Below are 18,178 nucleotides of genomic sequence, written 5' to 3' on the forward strand. Positions count from 1 at the left end.
GGGGGGCCGCCCCCCCCCCCCCCTGCCCCGCTGGGGGGGTACAACAAACCACCAAGCGGGGTGGGCCCGGCCTCCGAGAGGGAGTCCGGGCCAACGCCGTTCAGTACAGCCCCGGCCGAGTTCAGATCGTCCGGAAGGCCAGCACCACGTTGTGGCCGCCGAAGCCGAACGAGTCGTTCAGCGCGGCGATGCGGCCCTCGGGCAGCTGACGGGCCTCACCGCGCACGACGTCCGCGTTGACCTCGGGGTCGAGTTCGTCGAGGTTGATCGTCGGCGGAGCCACCCGCTTGGTCAGGGCGAGGATCGACGCGACCGTCTCGATGCCGCCGGCGCCACCGAGCAGGTGACCCGTCATCGACTTGGTCGCGGAGATCGCCATGTGGTCGACGTCGTCGCCGAACACCTTCCGCAGCGCCTTGACCTCGGCGACGTCACCCTGCGGCGTCGACGTGGCGTGCGCGTTCACGTGCACGACCTCGGCCGGCTTGAGGTCGGTGTTGTCCAGCAGGTTCTGCAGCGCGTGCGCGATGCCGTTGCCGGACGGCTCGGGCTGCGTGATGTGGTGGCTGTCGGACGAGATGCCCTGGCCGACGGCCTCTACGTAGATCCGGGCGCCGCGGGCCTTCGCGTGCTCCTCGGACTCCAGGACGATCACGCCGGCGCCCTCACCCATGACGAAGCCGTCGCGGCCGGAGTCGTAGGGACGCGAGGCGCCCTGCGGGTCGTCGTTGTTCTTGGACATCGCCATCATGTTGCCGAACGCGACGATCGGCAGCGGGTGGATGGCCGCTTCCGTGCCACCGGCGACGACGACGTCGGCGCGGCCCGTGCGGATCATCTCGATGGCGTAGCCGATGGCCTCCGCGCCCGAGGCGCAGGCCGAGACCGGGGTGTGCACACCGGCGCGGGCGCCCAGCTCGATGCCGACGTTGGCCGCCGGGGAGTTGGGCATCAGCATCGGCACGGTGTGCGGGGAGACACGGCGTACGCCCTTCTCCCGCAGAACGTCGTACTGGTCGAGCAGGGTGGTCACACCGCCGATGCCGGAGGCGATGACCGCACCCAGCCGGTCGGGGTTCACGGACGTGCCCGACGCGGAAGCGTCTGGTGTCACAGCACCGGCCTTGGCGGTGAAACCGGCGTCCTTCCAGGCCTCCTGAGCGGCGATCAGCGCGAACTGCGCGGACCGGTCCAGCTTGCGGGCCTGCGGGCGGGGGATGATCTCGCCCGGTTCGACGGCGATCTGCGCGGCGATCTTGACCGGCAGTTCGGCCGCCCACTCCTGCTCCAGGAGGCTGACGCCGGACTGGCCGGCGATCAGGGCCTCCCAGAACGAGGCTACGTCGCCACCCAGCGGTGTGGTTGCGCCGATACCGGTGACGACCACGGTGCGATTGGTCGGGCTCACGGGAATTCTTTCTCCAACGGAATGGGGATTCAACGGCGCCACCGCCGGGTGGCGGGGCCTAGCAGCCTGAGGGCCTAGAAGGCTCAGGCCTGGTGCTTGAGGATGTAATCGGTCGCGTCGCCCACGGTCTTGAGGTTCTTGACGTCCTCGTCCGGGATCTTGACGTCGAAGCGCTCTTCGGCGGCGACGACGACCTCGACCATGGACAGCGAGTCGACGTCCAGGTCGTCGGTGAAGGACTTGTCCAGCTGGACGTCCTCAACCGGGATGCCGGCGATCTCGTTCACGATGTCGGCGAGACCGGCGACGATCTCTTCCTGAGTGGCGGCCATGTCAGGCGCTCCTTCTTAGATATCCAGACGGTGTGTGGCGTCCCGCCGCGTGAGCGGCAGGCAGGTGCAGACCGCACCGGATGCATGATCCGGCACGGAGTGCCTAGGGGAGGGTAACGACCGTCGCGGCGTAGACGAGACCCGCCCCGAATCCGATGACGAGTGCGGTGTCGCCGCTCTTCGCCTCGCCGGTCGCCAGGAGCCGCTCCATCGCGAGCGGAATCGAGGCGGCCGAGGTGTTGCCGGTGGTGCGCACGTCGCGGGCGACCGTGACGTGTTCCGGCAGCTTCAGCGTCTTCACCATCGAGTCGATGATCCGCTCGTTGGCCTGGTGCGGAATGAAGACGTCCAGTTCGTCCGGGCTGATCCCGGCCGCGTCCAGCGCCTGCTGGGCGACCTTCGCCATCTCGAACACGGCCCAGCGGAACACCGCCTGGCCTTCCTGCGTGATCGCGGGGAACTTCTCCACCGCGCCGGCCCGGTAGTCCGTCCAGGGCACGGTCTGCTTGATGGTCTCGGACTTGTCGCCCTCCGAGCCCCAGACGGTCGGGCCGATCGCGGGCTCCTTCGACGGGCCCACGACGACCGCGCCCGCGCCGTCACCGAACAGGAAGGCCGTCGCCCGGTCCTCCAGGTCGGTCAGGTCGGACAGCCGCTCGACACCGATGACGAGTACGTACTCCGCCGAGCCCTCGACGATCATGCCCTTGGCGAGCGTGAGGCCGTAGCCGAAGCCCGCGCAGCCCGCCGAGATGTCGAAGGCCGCGGCCTTGTTCGTACCGAGCTTGTCGGCGATCTCGGTCGCGACGGCCGGGGTCTGCTTGAAGTGCGACACGGTCGAGACGATCACGCCGCCGATCTGCTCGGCGGAGATACCGGCGTCGGCGATGGCCTTGCCGGACGCCTCGACCGACATGGCGGCGACGGTCTCCTCGTCGTTCGCCCAGTGCCGGGTCTCGATGCCGGAGCGCGAGCGGATCCACTCGTCGGACGAGTCGATCGTCTCGAGGATCACCTCGTTGGGCACCACCCGGGTCGGGCGGTAGCCGCCCACACCGAGGATGCGCGCATACGGGGCGCCCTTGCTGGGCTTGATCTTCGCCATCAAGGCTCCTTAGGCACCGTGCTCGGCGATGAGCGCGCGGGCCGCGTCGAGGTCGTCGGGGGTCTTCAGGGCGAGCGTCGGCACGCCGGGCAGAGCGCGCTTGGCCAGGCCGGTCAGGGTGCCGCCGGGGCACACCTCGATCAGCGCGGTGACACCGAGTTCCTTGAAGGTCTCCATGCACAGGTCCCAGCGGACCGGGTTGGCGACCTGACCCACCAGCCGCTCGAGCACCTCGGGGCCGGAGGCGACGGTCCGCCCGTCCTTGTTGGAGACGTACGTGACCTTCGGGTCGGCCGGCGCCAGGGCCGCGGCGGCCTTGGCGAGGGTCTCGACCGCGGGGGCCATGTGGTGCGTGTGGAAGGCGCCGGCGACCTTCAGCGGGACGACCTTGCGGACGCCCTCGGGCTTGTCCTCGTTCAGCGCGGCCAGCTGCTCCAGCGTGCCCGCGGCGACGATCTGGCCCGCGCCGTTGATGTTCGCCGGGGTCAGGCCGAGCTTCTCCAGGTGCGCGACGGACACCTCCGGGTCGCCTCCGAGCAGCGCCGACATACCGGTCTCGGTGATCGCCGCGGCCTCCGCCATGGCCAGGCCGCGCCTGCGTACGAGGCCCAGCGCGGCGGTGTCGTCCAGTACGCCCGCGAAGGCGGCCGCGGTGATCTCGCCGACGCTGTGGCCGGCGACCGCGCCCGGCAGCCCCGCCGCGGCAGCGGCAGGTGCCGCGACACCGAGTGCCGCGGCGGACAGGAGCCCGGCCGCGACCAGCAGCGGCTGGGCCACCGCGGTGTCGCGGATGGCGTCCGCGTCGGCCTGGGTGCCGTAGTGGGCGAGGTCCAGGCCGATGGCGTCCGACCAGGCGGCGACGCGGTCGGCGGCGCCGGGCAGTTCGAGCCAGGGAGTCAGGAAGCCGGGCGTCTGGGCGCCCTGGCCGGGAGCGACGAGTACGAGCACTCTCACACTCTCTCTTGGGGACGGCCACGGCCGCCCGTGAGGACAGGGACGAAGAACAGGAGGGGGTTTTGTAGGCCCCCGACAAAAGCCTAGGGTTGGGCATCCCCATCGGCCAGACGCCCCAGGATCAGCGCGATCCGCAGCGTGAACGCGGATCGTACATCGGAGGGCGACCAGCCGGTGACGTCAGTCACACGTCGGAGCCGGTAGCGCACGGTGTTGGGGTGGACGAAAAGCATGCGCGCCGCTCCTTCCAGACTGCTCGCCTGCTCCAGATAGACGCTCAGGGTTTCCAGAAGCGCCGACCCGGCTTCCTCCAGTGGTCTGTAGATCTCCTCCACCAGCTGCTCGCGCGCCCCGGGATCACCGGCGATGGCGCGCTCCGGAAGCAGATCGTCCGCCAACACCGGCCGCGGCGCGTCCTGCCACGCCGAACAGGCCTTCAGTCCGGCCGCCGCGGCCTGCGCGGACCGGGTCGCGGCCAGCAGGTCGGGCACCACCGGGCCCGCGACGACCGGCCCCGCGGCGAACGGCCCGATGAGCGACCGGGCGACGGCCAGAGGATTGTCGCTGCCGCCCGCGATGACGACCAGCCGGTCCCCGAGCACCCCCGTCAGCACCTGGAGCTTGGCGTGGCGCGCGGCCCGCCGGATGGCCTCCACGGTCAGCTCGCTGTCCCCGTCGGGGGCGGTGCCCAGCACCACGCACACATGCTCGGGCGAGTTCCACCCCAGCGCCGCGGCCCTGCTGACAGCCCCCTCGTCGGCCTCCCCGCTGAGCACCGCGTTCACGACCAGCGACTCCAGCCGCGCGTCCCAGGCACCGCGTGCCTCGGCAGCCTGGGCGTACACCTGGGCGGTGGCGAAGGCGATCTCCCGCGCGTAGACGAGCAGCGCCTCCCTCAGCACCGACTCGTCGCCGGGCGCCGCGACCTCGTCGATCGCGGACTCCATGACCTCGATGGTGGTCCGCACCATCTCCACGGTCTGCCGCAGCGTGATCGCCCGGGTCAGCTCGCGGGGCGCCGTCCCGAACACGTCCGTGGAGATCGCCTGAGGCGCGTCCGGGTGCCGGAACCACTCGGTGAACGCGGCGATACCCGCCTGGGCGACCAGCCCGATCCAGGAACGGTTCTCCGGAGGCATCGCCCGGTACCACGGCAGGGTCTCGTCCATCCGCGCGATGGCCTGCGCGGCGAGACTCCCGGAGGACTTCTCCAGCCGCCTCAGGGTCGCTTGGTGCGAGTGGACGTCGGGCGCTGCGTGTTCGGTCTTGCCGGTTTCTGGTTCGGGCACGTGGACAAGACTGCCTTATCGGGACGGGCGGGTGCGCCGCCGGGTCTACCGTGGTGCCCGTGATCGACGTAAGGCGCGCCACGGAGCGCTACCACGGAGGAGACCCGGTGGCCGGGATCGACTCCCGCCACGCCTTCTCCTTCGGCCCGCACTACGACCCCGACAATCTCCGCTTCGGCGCGGTCATCGCCTGCAACGAGGAGCGGCTCGCCCCCGGCGCCGGCTTCGACGAGCACCCGCACAGCCACACGGAGATCGTCACCTGGGTCGTCGAGGGCGAACTGACCCACCGTGACTCCACCGGCCGCGAGACGGTCGTCCGCCCCGGCGACGTCCAGCGCCTGAGCTCGGCGTCGGGCGTCCGCCACGTCGAACGCAACGCCGCCGCCGTTCCCCTCACCTTCATCCAGATGTGGCTGGCCCCCGCCGCCCCCGGCGGCACCCCGTCCTACGAGATCGTCCACGGCATCGCCGACTCCACCCCGTACGCCGTCCCCTCGGCCGGGGCGATGCTCCACGTACGCCGCCTGACCCCGGGCGAGCGGACGGCGCTCCCGGACGCGGCGTACGTGTATGCGCACGTGGTCCGGGGCGAGATCGAACTGGCGGGGGAGAAACTGTCCCCCGGGGACTCGGCACGGATCACCATGGCCGAGGGCCTTGAGGCGGTGGCGACGAGTACGGCGGAACTCCTGGTGTGGGAGATGACCGCATAAGCCCAATGCACATCAGGCCACTGGGGGCTCCGCTCCCAGACCCCCGGGCCTATGCCCACCCACCACCCGTGCGAGTGGGCTGAGAGGCACGGCTCCCCTCTCCCGTCGGGGCCGACTGGGAGGCGAGGTCCCCCTTACAGCCCGTCCGGCGTTTGAGGACGAGGCCGTTCAGGCCGATGGGGGTCCAGGGGGCGGAGCCCCCTGGCGGGGTCGAAGGGGCGGAGCCCCTGGGGATGGGAATGGGCAGGGGCGGTGGGGGCGAGAAACCTCCCCCCGGGCCGAGCCCGCCTCAGCCCCGCAACTCCGCCAGCACCGCGTCCGTGAACACGGGCCACGCCTCGACCGCCCAGGGGCCGAACGCGCGGTCGGTCAGGGCGACCGTCGCCACCCCCGCCACCGGGTCGATCCACAGGAACGTACCGGACTGACCGAAGTGGCCGAACGTGCGAGGCGACGAGGAAGAACCCGTCCAGTGCGGCGACTTGGCGTCGCGGATCTCGAACCCCAGCCCCCAGTCGTTGGGGTTCTGATGCCCGTACCCCGGCAGCACGCCCTTCGTACCGGGATACTGCACAGTCATCGCCTCGGCCACCGTCCGCGGATCCAGCAGCCGCGGCGCCTGCACCTCCGCCGCGAACCGCAGCAGGTCGTCCACGGTCGACACCCCGTCCTTCGCGGGGGAGCCGTCCAGCGAGGTCTGCGTCATTCCCAACGGGGCCAGCACCGCCTGCCGCAGATACTCCGCGAAGGGAATGTCCGTCGCCTTGGCGACGTGATCCCCCAGCTGCTCGAACCCGGCGTTGGAGTACAGCCGCCGCTCCCCGGCCGCCGCCGTCACCCGGTGCTCGTCGAAGGCCAGCCCCGAAGTGTGCGCGAGCAGATGACGGACCGTCGAGCCGGGCGGCCCCGCCGGTTCGTCGAGCTCGATCGCCCCCTCCTCGTACGCGACGAGCACCGCGTACGCCGCCAGCGGCTTGGTGACCGAGGCCAGCGCAAAGCGCCGCCCGGCGGGCCCATGGGTCCCCAGGACCGTGCCGTCGGCCCGTACGACACCCGCCGCTGCGGTCGGCACGGGCCAGTTCTCGATCAACGCCAAGCCGGCCAAGCTGTTCAACGCCATGTCCCGAGCCTATGCGGATCAGAGCGCCAGCCGCATCGACGGGTCCGGCTTGCGCACGAAGCCCAGCGCCGCGTACAGCGGCTCGGCCTCGGCGGACGCGTTCAGGTCGACCTGCCGGGCACCCCGCTCGCGGAACCAGTCGAGCAGCTCCTCCATGCACGCGCGCGCGTACCCCCGCCGCCGCGCGTCGGGATCGGTGGCGACGCTGAAGACGTGCCCGACCCGCCCGTGCGGGTTGCCGGCCCGCCCGATCCGGTACTCCAGCGTCCCCACCACCAGCGCGGCCAGCGCTCCCGGCCGGTCGGGGTGGTCGACCACGAAGGCCGCGAAGTCCCCGTCGGGTTCGGCGAGTCGGGCCCGCAGGGTCGGCAGGGACTCCCCGTGCCAGTCGGCGGCACCGCCGTCCCCCGGCCCCGTCGCGAAGACGGAGTCGATCATGACCTGGCGCAGCCGCAGTACTTCGGCGGCGTCCTCCTGCGTGGCACGGCGTACGAGACTCATGGCCCGCACGCTAACGACCGCGCCCCCGGCCCGTCCTCCGGATTTCTTACCGGTTTCTGCTTGCTTGGAGTGCACTCCAAGGTCATAGCGTGGGGGCCATGACGGTGATGCAGACCACGCCAGCGGCCACCGAGCGAGAAGCGAACAACCCCGCCGACATCTGCTCCGCCCCACCACGACGGCACCCGCGTCCCGACGGCCAGGACAGATACACGATCAGCGAGGTCGTGGCCTTCACCGGCCTCACCGCCCACACCCTGCGCTGGTACGAGCGGATCGGCCTGATGTCCCACATCGACCGCTCGCACACCGGCCAGCGCCGCTACTGCAACCGCGACCTGGACTGGCTGGACTTCGTGACCAAGCTGCGGCTGACCGGCATGCCGGTCGCCGACATGGTCCGGTACGCCGAGCTGGTGCGCGAGGGCGACAACACGTTCGAGGAGCGGCAGGAGCTGCTGGAGGCGACCCGGCGGGACGTGCTGGCCCGGATCGCCGAACTGGGGGACACGCTGTCCGTACTCGACCGGAAGATCAGTTTCTACGCGGACGCGGGACGCGTCCACGCCACGGGGAGCAATCGATGACCGACAGCAGGATCCCGACGGTACGGCTCGGCGAGACCGGCCCGGAGGTGAGCGTCCAGGGCCTCGGCTGCATGGGCATGAGCGCCGCGTACGGCCCGGCGGACGCGGGGGAGGCGAGGGCCGCCCTGGAGCGCGCGCTGGAGCTGGGCGTGACGCTCTACGACACCGCGGACATGTACGGCTCCGGGGAGAACGAGCGGTTCCTCGCCCCGTTCGTCAAGGCGCACCGCGATGAGCTCGTCATCGCCACCAAGTTCGCCCTGTCGATCCCGCCGGACGATCCGAGCCGGCGGGTCGTGCGCAACGACCCGCCGTACATCCGCCAGGCCGTCGAGGCGAGCCTGAAGCGGCTGGACGTCGACGTCGTCGACCTCTACTACATGCACCGCCGCGATGTGAACGTCCCCATCGAGGAGACCGTCGGCACGATGGCCGAGCTGGTGCGCGAGGGCAAGGTCAAGCACCTCGGCCTGAGCGAGGTCACCGCCGACGAGCTGCGCGCGGCCCAGGGCGTGCATCCGATCGCCGCCGTCCAGTCGGAGTGGTCGCTGTTCAGCCGCGACATCGAGGCGAACGTGGTACCGGCGGCCGCCGAACTGGGCGTGGCCCTGGTGCCGTACTCCCCGCTGGGCCGGGGCTTCCTCACGGGCTCCTTCGCCAACGCCGAGAAGGACCTGACGGCCGGTGACTTCCGCCGCCATCAGCCCCGCTTCACCGGCGAGAACGCGGCGGCCAACGCGGCCCTCCTGGAGTCGATCCGCGACATCGCCGCCGCCCACGGCGCCTCCCTCGCCCAGGTCGCCCTCGCCTGGACCCACCAGCGGACCACCGTCCACAACCTGCCGGTGATCCCGATCCCGGGCACGACCAAGCGGCACCGGGTGGAGGAGAACGCGAAGGCTGTGACCATCAAGCTGACCGACGAGGAACTGTCCCTCCTGGAACCGATAGCGACAAAGGTGGCGGGAGACCGCTACGCGGACATGTCCTTCGCATCGGCAGGCCGGGAGTGACCAGCGCCCCGAAGGGGCGCGGGGCTGTATCGATCTGCGGCTCCGCCGCGTGGGCGCGAACGCCCCCCAACGACCCGCGGTCGACGCAACACCGCACCCGGCGGACGAACAGTCGCACCGGCTAAAGCTCCGCGAGGAGCTCCGCCTTCTTGAAGGAGAACTCCTCGTCCGTCACCAGCCCCGCCTGATGCAACTCCCCGAGATGCCGGATCCGCTCCGCGATGTCAGCGGGGTCGCGGCGCGCCGCCGCGGCCGGGACAGCGGCCGCCGGTCGTCGGTCCCGCACCGCCGCCAACACAGCGGCAGCGAACGGCAGCGACTCGTGCACCGGCCCGTACCCGAGCCCGAACACCACCGCCGCCGGATCCTGGTCCGCCGGCGTGGGCCGCTCGTTCGCCGAGTGGCGGGGCACGAGGCGGAGATGGCCCTCGAGGACCTCGGGGGAGCGCCACTCGACGCCGCCCAGGTCGGCGACCGGGAAGCTCTGGTCGCCGGCCTTCCACTTGGCCGTGGAGGCGCCCGTCCGGAACCACCGGAACCGTACCGAGGTCCCGTCGAAGAACGCCTTGCCGTCGTACGCCTTGAACTGGAGCGGTCCCGAGGGCGCCGCCACCAGGTGCCGGTCCGCCGGCCCTGACTCGGTCAGCAGCCCCCGCAGTTCGTCGGCGTAGTACTCCGCGAGTGTCTCCCGCTCGGCGGGCACCACCAGCCGGTACGGGTCGTAGGCGTCCTTCAGCTGTCCGGCCGCCGCCTCGATCAGCGGATCGGCGCCGGCGCGGGGCACGGCCCGCAGTACGACGGTCCCGCGCCGGCCGGGGGCGAGCGCCACGTCTTCGAGCGCGGCCAGGGGGATACGTCGTTCGCCCAACGCCTGGAACAGCTTCGGTGTTCGAATCCCCCGTTCGTAGCGGATGAGCACGGAGTCGGACTCGAACTCCCAGACGGCATGAAATCCGGCCAGTACGTCACCCATGCGGCTCATCGTAAGCGGCACCGGCTCCTCACGTCCCTCCCCGCGCGGACCGCACTTCCTGCTGTCTCTACGCGCGTCCGGCTGTCGTCGTACCGGACAAACCGTCCCGGCACCCGTCATCGCTGTGGGCGCACCGCACCGAGTCGTACGCGCCGACCCCGATGTCGGCGAAGTTGCGCAGGCTGTCCGTGCCCGGCTCGAAATAACCGGCGTGCCCCTCGGCGTCCTGGGCCGACAGCACCCGCGCGCCGAACGCCGTGGAGACCGGGTCGGCGCCGTGGCCGAGCCCGCCGAGCTCGAGGTACGGCACGTCCTGGATCCAGTCGGAGGCGTCCCGCATGGCCCACACCCGCGCTCCGGTGCCGAGGTGCGAGGCCTGTGAGGCGTGCATGCCGGGGCTGGCGGCCACGGCTATGTCGGCCACCCGGCGCGGCATCTGGTGCGCGGCCACGCCGCACAGTACGGAGCCGTAGCTGTGGCAGAACGTGGTGACGGGTGCGCTGCCGGGCAGCGCGCGCAGCAGCGCGTTCAGGCGTACGGCGCCGTCCTCGGCGCGCATCGCCGTGGCCGCGTCCACGCCGAGCCCGCTGGGCGCGGTGTAGTCGGCCCAGGCGATCACGGCCGTACGGGTCGTGGGGCTCGCGGTGCGCTCGGCCGCGTACAGGGCCTCGGCCATGCCGACCGGCGCGGTGTACTTGCGGTTCGTCCGCTGGAAGGTGAGCAGGTCGGTGTCGACGCCGGGGACGACGACGGAGATCCGCTCGGCCTCGTCGAGGTCGCCGAACACCTCGGCGATCCGGCCCGAGCCGTCGGGGTCGAAGGCGAGGATCTGCCGGCCCTTGCTCATGAGTGACTCGAAGCGGTGCATGCGGCGGCCCGCCTGCTCCTGCCCGGCCGGGGAGAGCCGGCTGTCGTGCATGCGCTTCTTCTCCACCTTGCGCTGCTTCTTCAGCGCGATGCGGTTGGCCCGGTAGCGCAGCTCGACGGGGGCGCCGTTCATGTTGCCGACCGCGAGCGGGTAGCTGTGGGCGAGGCCGGCGCGCTGCCGCTCGGTGAGCGAGGTGAAGAAGCGGGCGAGCCGGGTGGGACTCTCGTCCGGGTCCGGCAGCCGGTGCCCGCCGATGCGGCCGTGCTCCCAGGCGGAGAGCGAGGTCTGTAGGGGGGTCGTCTCCCGGTGCCCGCGCAGGGCGGTCCAGCCGGTGGTCGCGAGCATCACGAACACGACGGCCAGAGCGAGCAGCGCGCGCCAGACGTTGAGTTGCGGGGAGGTTTCGAAGGAAGTCACTGGGAGGACACACTAAGAGAACGGGAGGGTCTCGCGGTAACCGAGTGACAGGGATCACGTTTCGGTAGGTGTGACGGGGAACTCAGACGGACCGCCAGTTTCCGGTCAGCGCGGGCCCCACCTGGTCCAGGTAGGCGGCGGTGAGCTCGCGGATCGCCTCGACACTGCACTCCTCGCCCACTGACCAGGTCCGTTGAGTGACTCGCATCACTCCACCGAACAGGGCCACCAGGAGGCGCGGGCGCGGGTCGGCGCCCACGTCGAGGCCCTCGCGTTCGGCGATGATCCTCGCGATCTCCTCCTCCACTTCCTCCTGGCGCCGCAGATGAGCGGCGAGCAGAGCGGGTGTGGCCTCGATCATCTTGTAGGCGCGCAGGTGGAGTTCGACCGGGACGACCTGCTCGATGGCCTCCCCGATGGTGTCCCAGCTCGCCATGACGGCCTGTCGCAGCGCCTCCAGCGGGGCCTCGTGCGGCGGGCGTTCGCGTACGGCCCGGACGTAGTGCGACTCCGCGAGCCGGGTGACGAAGAAGGCCGCGTCCTCCTTGCCGGCGAAGTAGCGGAAGAAGGTGCGCTGCGAGACGTCGACGGCCTCGGCGATCTCGTCGACGGTCGTGTGCTCGTACCCCTGGGTGAGGAACAGTTCGAGCGCGGCGCGCAGCAGCGCGTCCCGGGTGCGCCGCTTCTTACGCTCGCGCAACCCCGCTTCACTCATGTGCTTCTCTCCGTAACTGAAATGTTTTGTCAATTGTCAGCGGCTGACACTAGCCTCACGCGTATGACTAGTCAGACCATCGACTCGACGGGGCCGGGGGACAAGGCACCGGCAGCCCCGTCGGACCCGACCCCGGCCGGCGGGCTGCGCGGTCACCCATGGTTCACCCTGATCACCGTGGCCGTGGGTGTCATGATGGTGGCCCTCGACGGCACCATCGTGGCGATCGCCAACCCGGCCATCCAAAAGGACCTCGGCGCCACCTTCGCGCAGGTCCAGTGGATCACCAACGGTTACTTCCTCGCCCTCGCGGTGTCCTTGATCACCGCGGGCAAGCTCGGCGACCGGTTCGGCCACCGGCAGACCTTCCTGATCGGCGTCGTCGGCTTCGCCGCCGCCTCGGGCGCCATCGGCCTGTCCAGCAGCATCGCCGCGGTCGTCACCTTCCGTGTCTTCCAGGGCCTGTTCGGCGCGCTGCTGATGCCGGCCGCCCTCGGCCTGCTGCGGGCCACCTTCCCGGCCGACAAGCTCAACATGGCGATCGGCATCTGGGGCATGGTCATCGGCGCCTCCACCGCGGGCGGCCCGATCCTCGGCGGTGTCCTGGTCGAGCACGTCAACTGGCAGTCGGTGTTCTTCATCAACGTGCCGGTCGGTCTCCTCGCCCTCACCCTCGGTCTGGTGATCCTGAAGGACCACCGCGCCGAGAACGCGCCCCGCTCCTTCGACATCCTCGGCATCGCCCTGCTCTCCGGCGCGATGTTCTGCCTGGTGTGGGCGCTCATCAAGGCCCCCACCTGGGGCTGGGGCGACGGCAAGACATGGGGCTTCATCGCCGCGTCCGCGGTGCTCTTCGCCGTGTTCTCCTTCTGGGAGACGAAGGTGAAGGAGCCGCTGATCCCGCTGGGCCTGTTCCGCTCGGTGCCGCTGTCGGCGGGCGTGGTCCTGATGGTCCTGATGGCCATCGCGTTCATGGGTGGCCTGTTCTTCGTCACGTTCTACCTCCAGAACGTGCACGGGATGAGCCCGATCGACGCCGGTCTCCATCTGCTCCCGCTCACCGGGATGATGATCGTCGGCTCCCCGCTCGCCGGCGCCATGATCACCAAGCTGGGCCCGCGCATCCCGCTCGCGGGCGGCATGGCGGCCACCACGATCGCCATGTACGGCATGTCCACGCTGGAGACGGACACCGGCAGCGCCGTCATGTCCCTCTGGTTCGCCCTGCTGGGCCTCGGCCTCGCGCCCGTCATGGTCGGCGCCACGGAGGTCATCGTCGGCAACGCCCCGATGGAGCTCTCCGGTGTTGCCGGTGGTCTCCAGCAGGCCGCGATGCAGATCGGCGGCAGCCTCGGTACGGCCGTGCTGGGCGCCGTGATGGCCTCCAAGGTCGACAGCGACCTGCCGGGCAACTGGACCGGCGCGGGGCTGCCCGAGCTCACCCCCGCCCAGCTGGACCAGGCCTCCGAGGCGGTCCAGGTCGGTGTGGCGCCGGTGGCCAAGGGCACGCCGCAGCCGCTGGTCGAGAAGATCACCGCCGTCGCGCACGACACCTTCATCTCCGGCATGAGCCTGGCGTCCCTGGTCGCGGCGGGTGTGGCCGCGGTGGCCGTCCTGGTCGCCCTGCTCACCAAGCGCGGCGAGAACGCGGAGGCGGGCGCGGGCGTGGGCCACATCTAGGTCTGCCGTCGCTTCCGGGCGAAGTTCCCCTATCAGGGTGACTCCGCTAAAGATTCCTCGCCCCCGGCACGCGCCGCAGGTCACAGTGGGTCAAGTCCTCCGCAGGGCATGGGAGGACAGTCGGACCGTGGCGCGCTGCCGGAGGGGGGCAGCGCGCAGGTCTGGGGACGCGGAACAGGGGTACCCGAGCATCGAACCCGAACAGTCCATGAGCGACCAGGGAGTTGATGATGGCGGGATTCGGGCACGGAACGCGCAGGTACCCCCGTTCACGCGGCCGGACGTGGCAGCGGAGCGGGCCGGATCGCGCAACGCTCGGAATTATCGGGACCATATGCGCGGTCGCCGGCTTCTTCACCCTGGGCATCATCCTCGGCCCGGTGGCAGTCGTCTGCGGCTGGCTGGCGATGGGCCGCACATGGTCGTCCGACCGCAACATCCCCGCTCTGGTGGCCCTGGTCCTGGGCGCCATCGACACCCTGCTGGCCATCATCTGGCTGGCGGGGTCGGCGACGATGGGCAACGGGTTCTTCTGAGCGGCGGTCTCCGGGGGCCCCGCCCCCGGACCCCGTTCGCCCCGGCTGACGCGGATCCTGTTCGGTCCGGCTGACGCGGTCCCTGTTCGGCCCGGTTGAGGCGGTCCCTGTTCGGTCCGGCTGGCGCGGGCCCCGTTCGGTCCTGGTGACACGGGGCCCGTTCGGTTCGGCTGACACGGACCCCGTTCGGCCCGGCTAACGCGGCTGTTCCTCGACGACCCGCTCCCGCGCGGTCAGCGCCGCGACTTCGGCCCGCAGCAGGCGGACCTCCTCCGTCAGAGACTCGATGGCCTCCGTCTGCCGACGTTCCTCGAGGTCGTCCTTGGCGAACTGCCCGATGAACCACGCGGCGATGTTCGCGGTGACGACACCGAGCAGCGCGATCCCCGACAGCATCAGCCCGACCGCGATCATGCGCCCGAGCCCGGTCGTCGGCGCGTGATCCCCGTACCCCACGGTCGTCATCGTGGTGAAGGACCACCACACCGCGTCACCCAGCGTCCGGATGTTCCCCTGCGGTGACTCCCGCTCCACGGACAGCACCGCGAGCGAGCCGAACATCAGCAACCCCACCACCGCTCCGGCGACATACGTCGTCAGCCGGATCTGCGAGGCCATCCGCGCCCGCCGCCCCACCAGCAGCAGCGTCGACACCATCCGCAGCAGCCGCAAGGGTTGCAGCATGGGCAGCACCACCGCGCACAGGTCCAGCCAGTGCGTCCGTACGAACTCCCCGCGCCGCGGGGCGAGCGCCAGCCGTATCAGGTAGTCGGTGGCGAACGCCGCCCACACCACCCACTCCGTGGCCGTGCACAGGACCGTCAGGGACCGGTTCGCCGAACTGTCCACGATCGGCACGGCATAAGCGACGGCGAAGGCCACCGCAAGCGCCAACAGGGGCCGTTGGGTGCGCCGTTCCCAACGTGCTTGCGCCGATTGTTGCTCCATGCCCGCATCGTAAAGAAAGGGTAAGGGCGGTGGAGACTCGAACTCCACCGCCCTGATCCGCTCAGGCCGCGCAGCGACTACGCGTCGCCCCCGGCCGCGCCCGGGTCCGCCGCCGACACGTCGAGCAGCTGGTACCGGTCGATGGCCTGCTTGAGCACGGACCGGTCGACCTTGCCCTCGCGCGCCAGCTCGGTCAGCACCGCCACCACGATCGACTGCGCGTCGATGTGGAAGAACCGCCGGGCCGCGCCCCGGGTGTCGGCGAAGCCGAAGCCGTCCGCGCCCAGCGACTGGTACGTGCCCGGCACCCACCGCGCGATCTGGTCCGGGACCGAGCGCATCCAGTCGGACACCGCCACGAACGGACCCTCGGAGCCGGCCAGCTTCCGCGTCACGTACGGCACCCGCTGCTCCTCCTCCGGGTGCAGCAGGTTGTGCTCCTCCACCGCCACGGCCTCGCGGCGCAGCTCGTTCCAGGAGGTCGCCGACCACACGTCGGCCTTGACGTTCCAGTCCGCGGCGAGGATCCGCTGGGCCTCCAGCGCCCACGGGACCGCCACGCCCGACGCCATGATCTGGGCCGGGATCGAGCCCGAGGTGGCGGCGCCGATCCTGTGGATGCCCCTGAGGATGCCCTCGACGTCCACGTCCGCCGGTTCGGCGGGGTGCTGGATGGGCTCGTTGTAGACGGTGAGGTAGTAGAAGACGTCCTCGCCGTACGGGTGCTCCGCGTCGCCGCCGTACATGCGGCGCAGGCCGTCCTGGACGATGTGGGCGATCTCGTACGAGTACGCCGGGTCGTAGGCGACACAGGCCGGGTTCGTCGAGGCCAGCAGCTGCGAGTGGCCGTCCGCGTGCTGGAGGCCCTCACCGGTCAGGGTCGTACGGCCGGCGGTCGCGCCCAGGACGAAACCGCGCGCGAGCTGGTCGGCCATCTGCCAGAACTGGTCGCCGGTGCGCTGGAAGCCGAACATCGAGTAGAAGACGTACACCGGGATCAGCGGCTCGCCGTGCGTGGCGTACGCCGAGCCGGCCGCGATCAGCGAGGCCGTGCAGCCCGCCTCCGAGATGCCGTCGTGCAGCATCTGCCCGGTCGGCGACTCCTTGTACGCGAGCAGCAGCTCGCGGTCGACCGACTCGTACTGCTGGCCCAGCGGGTTGTAGATCTTCGCGCTCGGGAAGAAGGAGTCCATGCCGAACGTGCGGTACTCGTCCGGCGCGATCAGCACGAACCGCCTGCCGATCTCCTTGTCCCGCATGAGGTCCTTCAGGAGCCGGACGAAGGCCATGGTCGTCGCGATGGACTGCTGGCCTGAGCCCTTCTTCACCGTCGCGTACGTCTTGTCGTCCGGCAGCGCGAGCGGCTTGGAGCGCACGACGCGCGTCGGGACGTACCCGCCGCACTTCTTGCGCTGGTCGTGCATGTACTGGAGCTCCTCCGAGTTCCGGCCCGGGTGGTAGTACGGCGGCGCGCCGGACTCCAGCTCCTTGTCGGAGATCGGCAGGTGCAGCCGGTCGCGGAAGCGCTTGAGGTCGTCGACCGTCAGCTTCTTCATCTGGTGCGTGGCGTTGCGGCCCTCGAAGTTCGGGCCCAGCGTCCAGCCCTTGACCGTCTTGGCCAGGATGACCGTCGGCTGGCCCTTGTGCTCGTTGGCCGCCTTGAACGCCGCGTAGATCTTCCGGTGGTCGTGACCGCCGCGGCCGAGCATCAGGATCTGGTGGTCGGTCATGTTCTCGACCATGGCGCGCAGCCGGTGGTCGTCGCCGAAGAAGTGCTCGCGGATGTACGCCCCGGTCTCGGTGGCGTACGTCTGGAACTGGCCGTCCGGCGTCGTGTTCATCCTGTTGACCAGCACGCCGTCCCGGTCCTGCGCGAGCAGCGGGTCCCAGGAGCGGTCCCAGATCAGCTTGATCACGTTCCAGCCGGCACCCCGGAAGACCGACTCCAGCTCCTGGATGATCTTGCCGTTGCCGCGCACCGGGCCGTCGAGGCGCTGGAGGTTGCAGTTGACGACGAAGGTCAGGTTGTCCAGGCCCTCGCGGGCGGCGATGCTCAGCTGGCCGAGCGACTCCGGCTCGTCCATCTCACCGTCGCCGAGGAACGCCCACACGTGCGACTTGGAGGTGTCCGCGATGCCGCGCGCCTCCATGTAGCGGTTCATCCGCGCCTGGTAGATCGCGCCGAGGGGGCCGAGGCCCATGGAGACCGTGGGGAACTCCCAGAAGTCCGGCATGGAGCGCGGGTGCGGGTAGCTGGACAGGCCGTCGGGGTACTTTGACTTCTCCTGGCGGAAGCCGTCCAGCTGCTGCTCGGAGAGCCGGTCGAGCAGGTACGCGCGTGCGTAGATGCCCGGGGAGGCGTGGCCCTGGAAGAAGACCTGGTCGCCGCCGTCGCCCTCGTCCTTGCCGCGGAAGAAGTGGTTGAAGCCCACGTCGTACAGGGAGGCGGAGGAGGCGAAGGTGGCGATGTGGCCGCCTACGCCGATGCCGGGGCGCTGCGCGCGCGATACCATCACGGCCGCGTTCCAGCGGGTCGCGTTGAGGATCTTGCGCTCGATCTCCTCGTTGCCGGGGAAGAACGGCTCGCTCTTTGTGGGGATGGTGTTGACGTAGTCCGTGCTGCGCATCTCGGGCACGGCCACGCGCTTCTCGCGGGCCCTCTCGATCAGGCGCAGCATGAGGAACCGGGCCCGTTCCCGGCCTCGCTCGTCGACGGCGGCGTCCAGGGAGTCGAGCCACTCCTGGGTCTCTTCGGGATCGAAGTCAGGAACCTGACTCGGAAGGCCGCCAATGATGATCGGGTTGCGATCGGATCCGGAAGCCACGCTGTTCCTTACCTGTCAGAGGGCCACTTTTTGTTGCTCGTGCCTACACCGTTCCCCATCGTGTACCTCGGGAAGGCGTACGTCATCTCTACCGTGAGGTAACCGAGGCGTCCGTACGGTCCCTCTCGAGTGGCGCTCGGGCAGGCCCGGCCAAAACGCAACGATACGCCCGACGAGTGATGGGGCTGGCA

General features: G+C 70.5%; 17 protein-coding genes. 5 read left to right on the top strand and 12 right to left on the bottom strand.

From position 1 onward, the window contains the following. Positions 1 to 121: 121 nt before the first annotated feature. From fabF to fasR, 5 genes are all read right to left on the bottom strand, one after another. Entirely contained in the window at positions 122 to 1,408 is a 1,287-nt protein-coding gene (gene fabF / locus ACWGJM_RS30800; protein ID WP_453415013.1) for a beta-ketoacyl-ACP synthase II, read from the bottom strand. A gap of 83 nt (positions 1,409 to 1,491) precedes the next feature. Then, positions 1,492 to 1,740 (bottom strand): acyl carrier protein, encoded by a 249-nt coding sequence (locus ACWGJM_RS30805; protein ID WP_015660680.1) that lies wholly within the window; start codon positions 1,738 to 1,740, stop codon positions 1,492 to 1,494. A 103-nt stretch (positions 1,741 to 1,843) separates the two neighbouring features. Further along, a complete protein-coding gene (locus ACWGJM_RS30810) occupies positions 1,844 to 2,845 on the bottom strand; it encodes a ketoacyl-ACP synthase III (RefSeq protein ID WP_390735834.1) in 1,002 nt (333 codons plus the stop codon). Between the two features lie 9 nt (positions 2,846 to 2,854). Further along, positions 2,855 to 3,793 carry an ACP S-malonyltransferase gene (locus ACWGJM_RS30815; protein ID WP_453415014.1) on the bottom strand — a complete coding sequence of 313 codons (939 nt, stop codon included), beginning with the start codon at positions 3,791 to 3,793 and terminating at the stop codon, positions 2,855 to 2,857. 89 nt (positions 3,794 to 3,882) lie between these two features. Further along, entirely contained in the window at positions 3,883 to 5,088 is a 1,206-nt protein-coding gene (gene fasR / locus ACWGJM_RS30820; protein ID WP_453415015.1) for a fatty acid biosynthesis transcriptional regulator FasR, read from the bottom strand. Positions 5,089 to 5,150: 62 nt separating this feature from the next. Between fasR and ACWGJM_RS30825 the strand changes: the two genes are divergently transcribed. After that, positions 5,151 to 5,804 (top strand): pirin family protein, encoded by a 654-nt coding sequence (locus tag ACWGJM_RS30825; protein WP_453415123.1) that lies wholly within the window; start codon positions 5,151 to 5,153, stop codon positions 5,802 to 5,804. A gap of 289 nt (positions 5,805 to 6,093) precedes the next feature. Here ACWGJM_RS30825 and ACWGJM_RS30830 read toward each other — a convergent pair whose 3' ends face one another. After that, positions 6,094 to 6,924 carry a serine hydrolase domain-containing protein gene (locus tag ACWGJM_RS30830; protein WP_453415016.1) on the bottom strand — a complete coding sequence of 277 codons (831 nt, stop codon included), beginning with the start codon at positions 6,922 to 6,924 and terminating at the stop codon, positions 6,094 to 6,096. A gap of 18 nt (positions 6,925 to 6,942) precedes the next feature. Beyond that, positions 6,943 to 7,425: a GNAT family N-acetyltransferase gene (locus ACWGJM_RS30835; RefSeq protein ID WP_453415017.1), complete on the bottom strand. Its 483-nt coding sequence runs from the start codon at positions 7,423 to 7,425 to the stop codon at positions 6,943 to 6,945. A 98-nt stretch (positions 7,426 to 7,523) separates the two neighbouring features. Here ACWGJM_RS30835 and ACWGJM_RS30840 point away from each other — a divergent pair, with 98 nt between their 5' ends. Both ACWGJM_RS30840 and ACWGJM_RS30845 read left to right on the top strand, forming a co-directional pair. Then, positions 7,524 to 8,012, top strand: coding sequence for a MerR family transcriptional regulator (locus tag ACWGJM_RS30840; RefSeq protein WP_453415018.1), 489 nt, complete (start codon positions 7,524 to 7,526; stop codon positions 8,010 to 8,012). Next, positions 8,009 to 9,025 carry an aldo/keto reductase gene (locus tag ACWGJM_RS30845; RefSeq protein WP_453415019.1) on the top strand — a complete coding sequence of 339 codons (1,017 nt, stop codon included), beginning with the start codon at positions 8,009 to 8,011 and terminating at the stop codon, positions 9,023 to 9,025. Before ACWGJM_RS30840 ends, ACWGJM_RS30845 begins: the two co-directional genes overlap by 4 nt. 121 nt (positions 9,026 to 9,146) lie before the next feature. Here ACWGJM_RS30845 and ACWGJM_RS30850 read toward each other — a convergent pair whose 3' ends face one another. From ACWGJM_RS30850 to ACWGJM_RS30860, 3 genes are all read right to left on the bottom strand, one after another. Next, entirely contained in the window at positions 9,147 to 9,998 is an 852-nt protein-coding gene (locus ACWGJM_RS30850; protein ID WP_453415020.1) for a DUF4429 domain-containing protein, read from the bottom strand. Positions 9,999 to 10,065: 67 nt separating this feature from the next. Continuing rightward, a complete protein-coding gene (locus ACWGJM_RS30855; protein ID WP_453415021.1) occupies positions 10,066 to 11,283 on the bottom strand; it encodes an alpha/beta hydrolase in 1,218 nt (405 codons plus the stop codon). A gap of 82 nt (positions 11,284 to 11,365) precedes the next feature. After that, a complete protein-coding gene (locus ACWGJM_RS30860) occupies positions 11,366 to 11,998 on the bottom strand; it encodes a TetR/AcrR family transcriptional regulator (RefSeq protein WP_453415022.1) in 633 nt (210 codons plus the stop codon). Positions 11,999 to 12,061: 63 nt separating this feature from the next. Between ACWGJM_RS30860 and ACWGJM_RS30865 the strand changes: the two genes are divergently transcribed. Further along, positions 12,062 to 13,678 (top strand): MFS transporter, encoded by a 1,617-nt coding sequence (locus tag ACWGJM_RS30865; protein WP_453415023.1) that lies wholly within the window; start codon positions 12,062 to 12,064, stop codon positions 13,676 to 13,678. Positions 13,679 to 13,905: 227 nt separating this feature from the next. Further along, positions 13,906 to 14,214: a small hydrophobic protein gene (locus ACWGJM_RS30870; RefSeq protein ID WP_453415024.1), complete on the top strand. Its 309-nt coding sequence runs from the start codon at positions 13,906 to 13,908 to the stop codon at positions 14,212 to 14,214. A 195-nt stretch (positions 14,215 to 14,409) separates the two neighbouring features. Here the strand turns inward: ACWGJM_RS30870 and ACWGJM_RS30875 are convergent, their stop codons facing one another. Together ACWGJM_RS30875 and aceE are read right to left on the bottom strand one after the other, a co-directional pair. Beyond that, complete coding sequence (locus tag ACWGJM_RS30875) at positions 14,410 to 15,162, bottom strand: potassium channel family protein (RefSeq protein WP_453415025.1); 753 nt, start codon at positions 15,160 to 15,162, stop codon at positions 14,410 to 14,412. 77 nt (positions 15,163 to 15,239) lie between these two features. Continuing rightward, a complete protein-coding gene (aceE, locus tag ACWGJM_RS30880) occupies positions 15,240 to 17,987 on the bottom strand; it encodes a pyruvate dehydrogenase (acetyl-transferring), homodimeric type (protein WP_453415026.1) in 2,748 nt (915 codons plus the stop codon). Positions 17,988 to 18,178: the final 191 nt, after the last annotated feature.

The organism is Streptomyces sp. NPDC054834 (assembly GCF_053611185.1).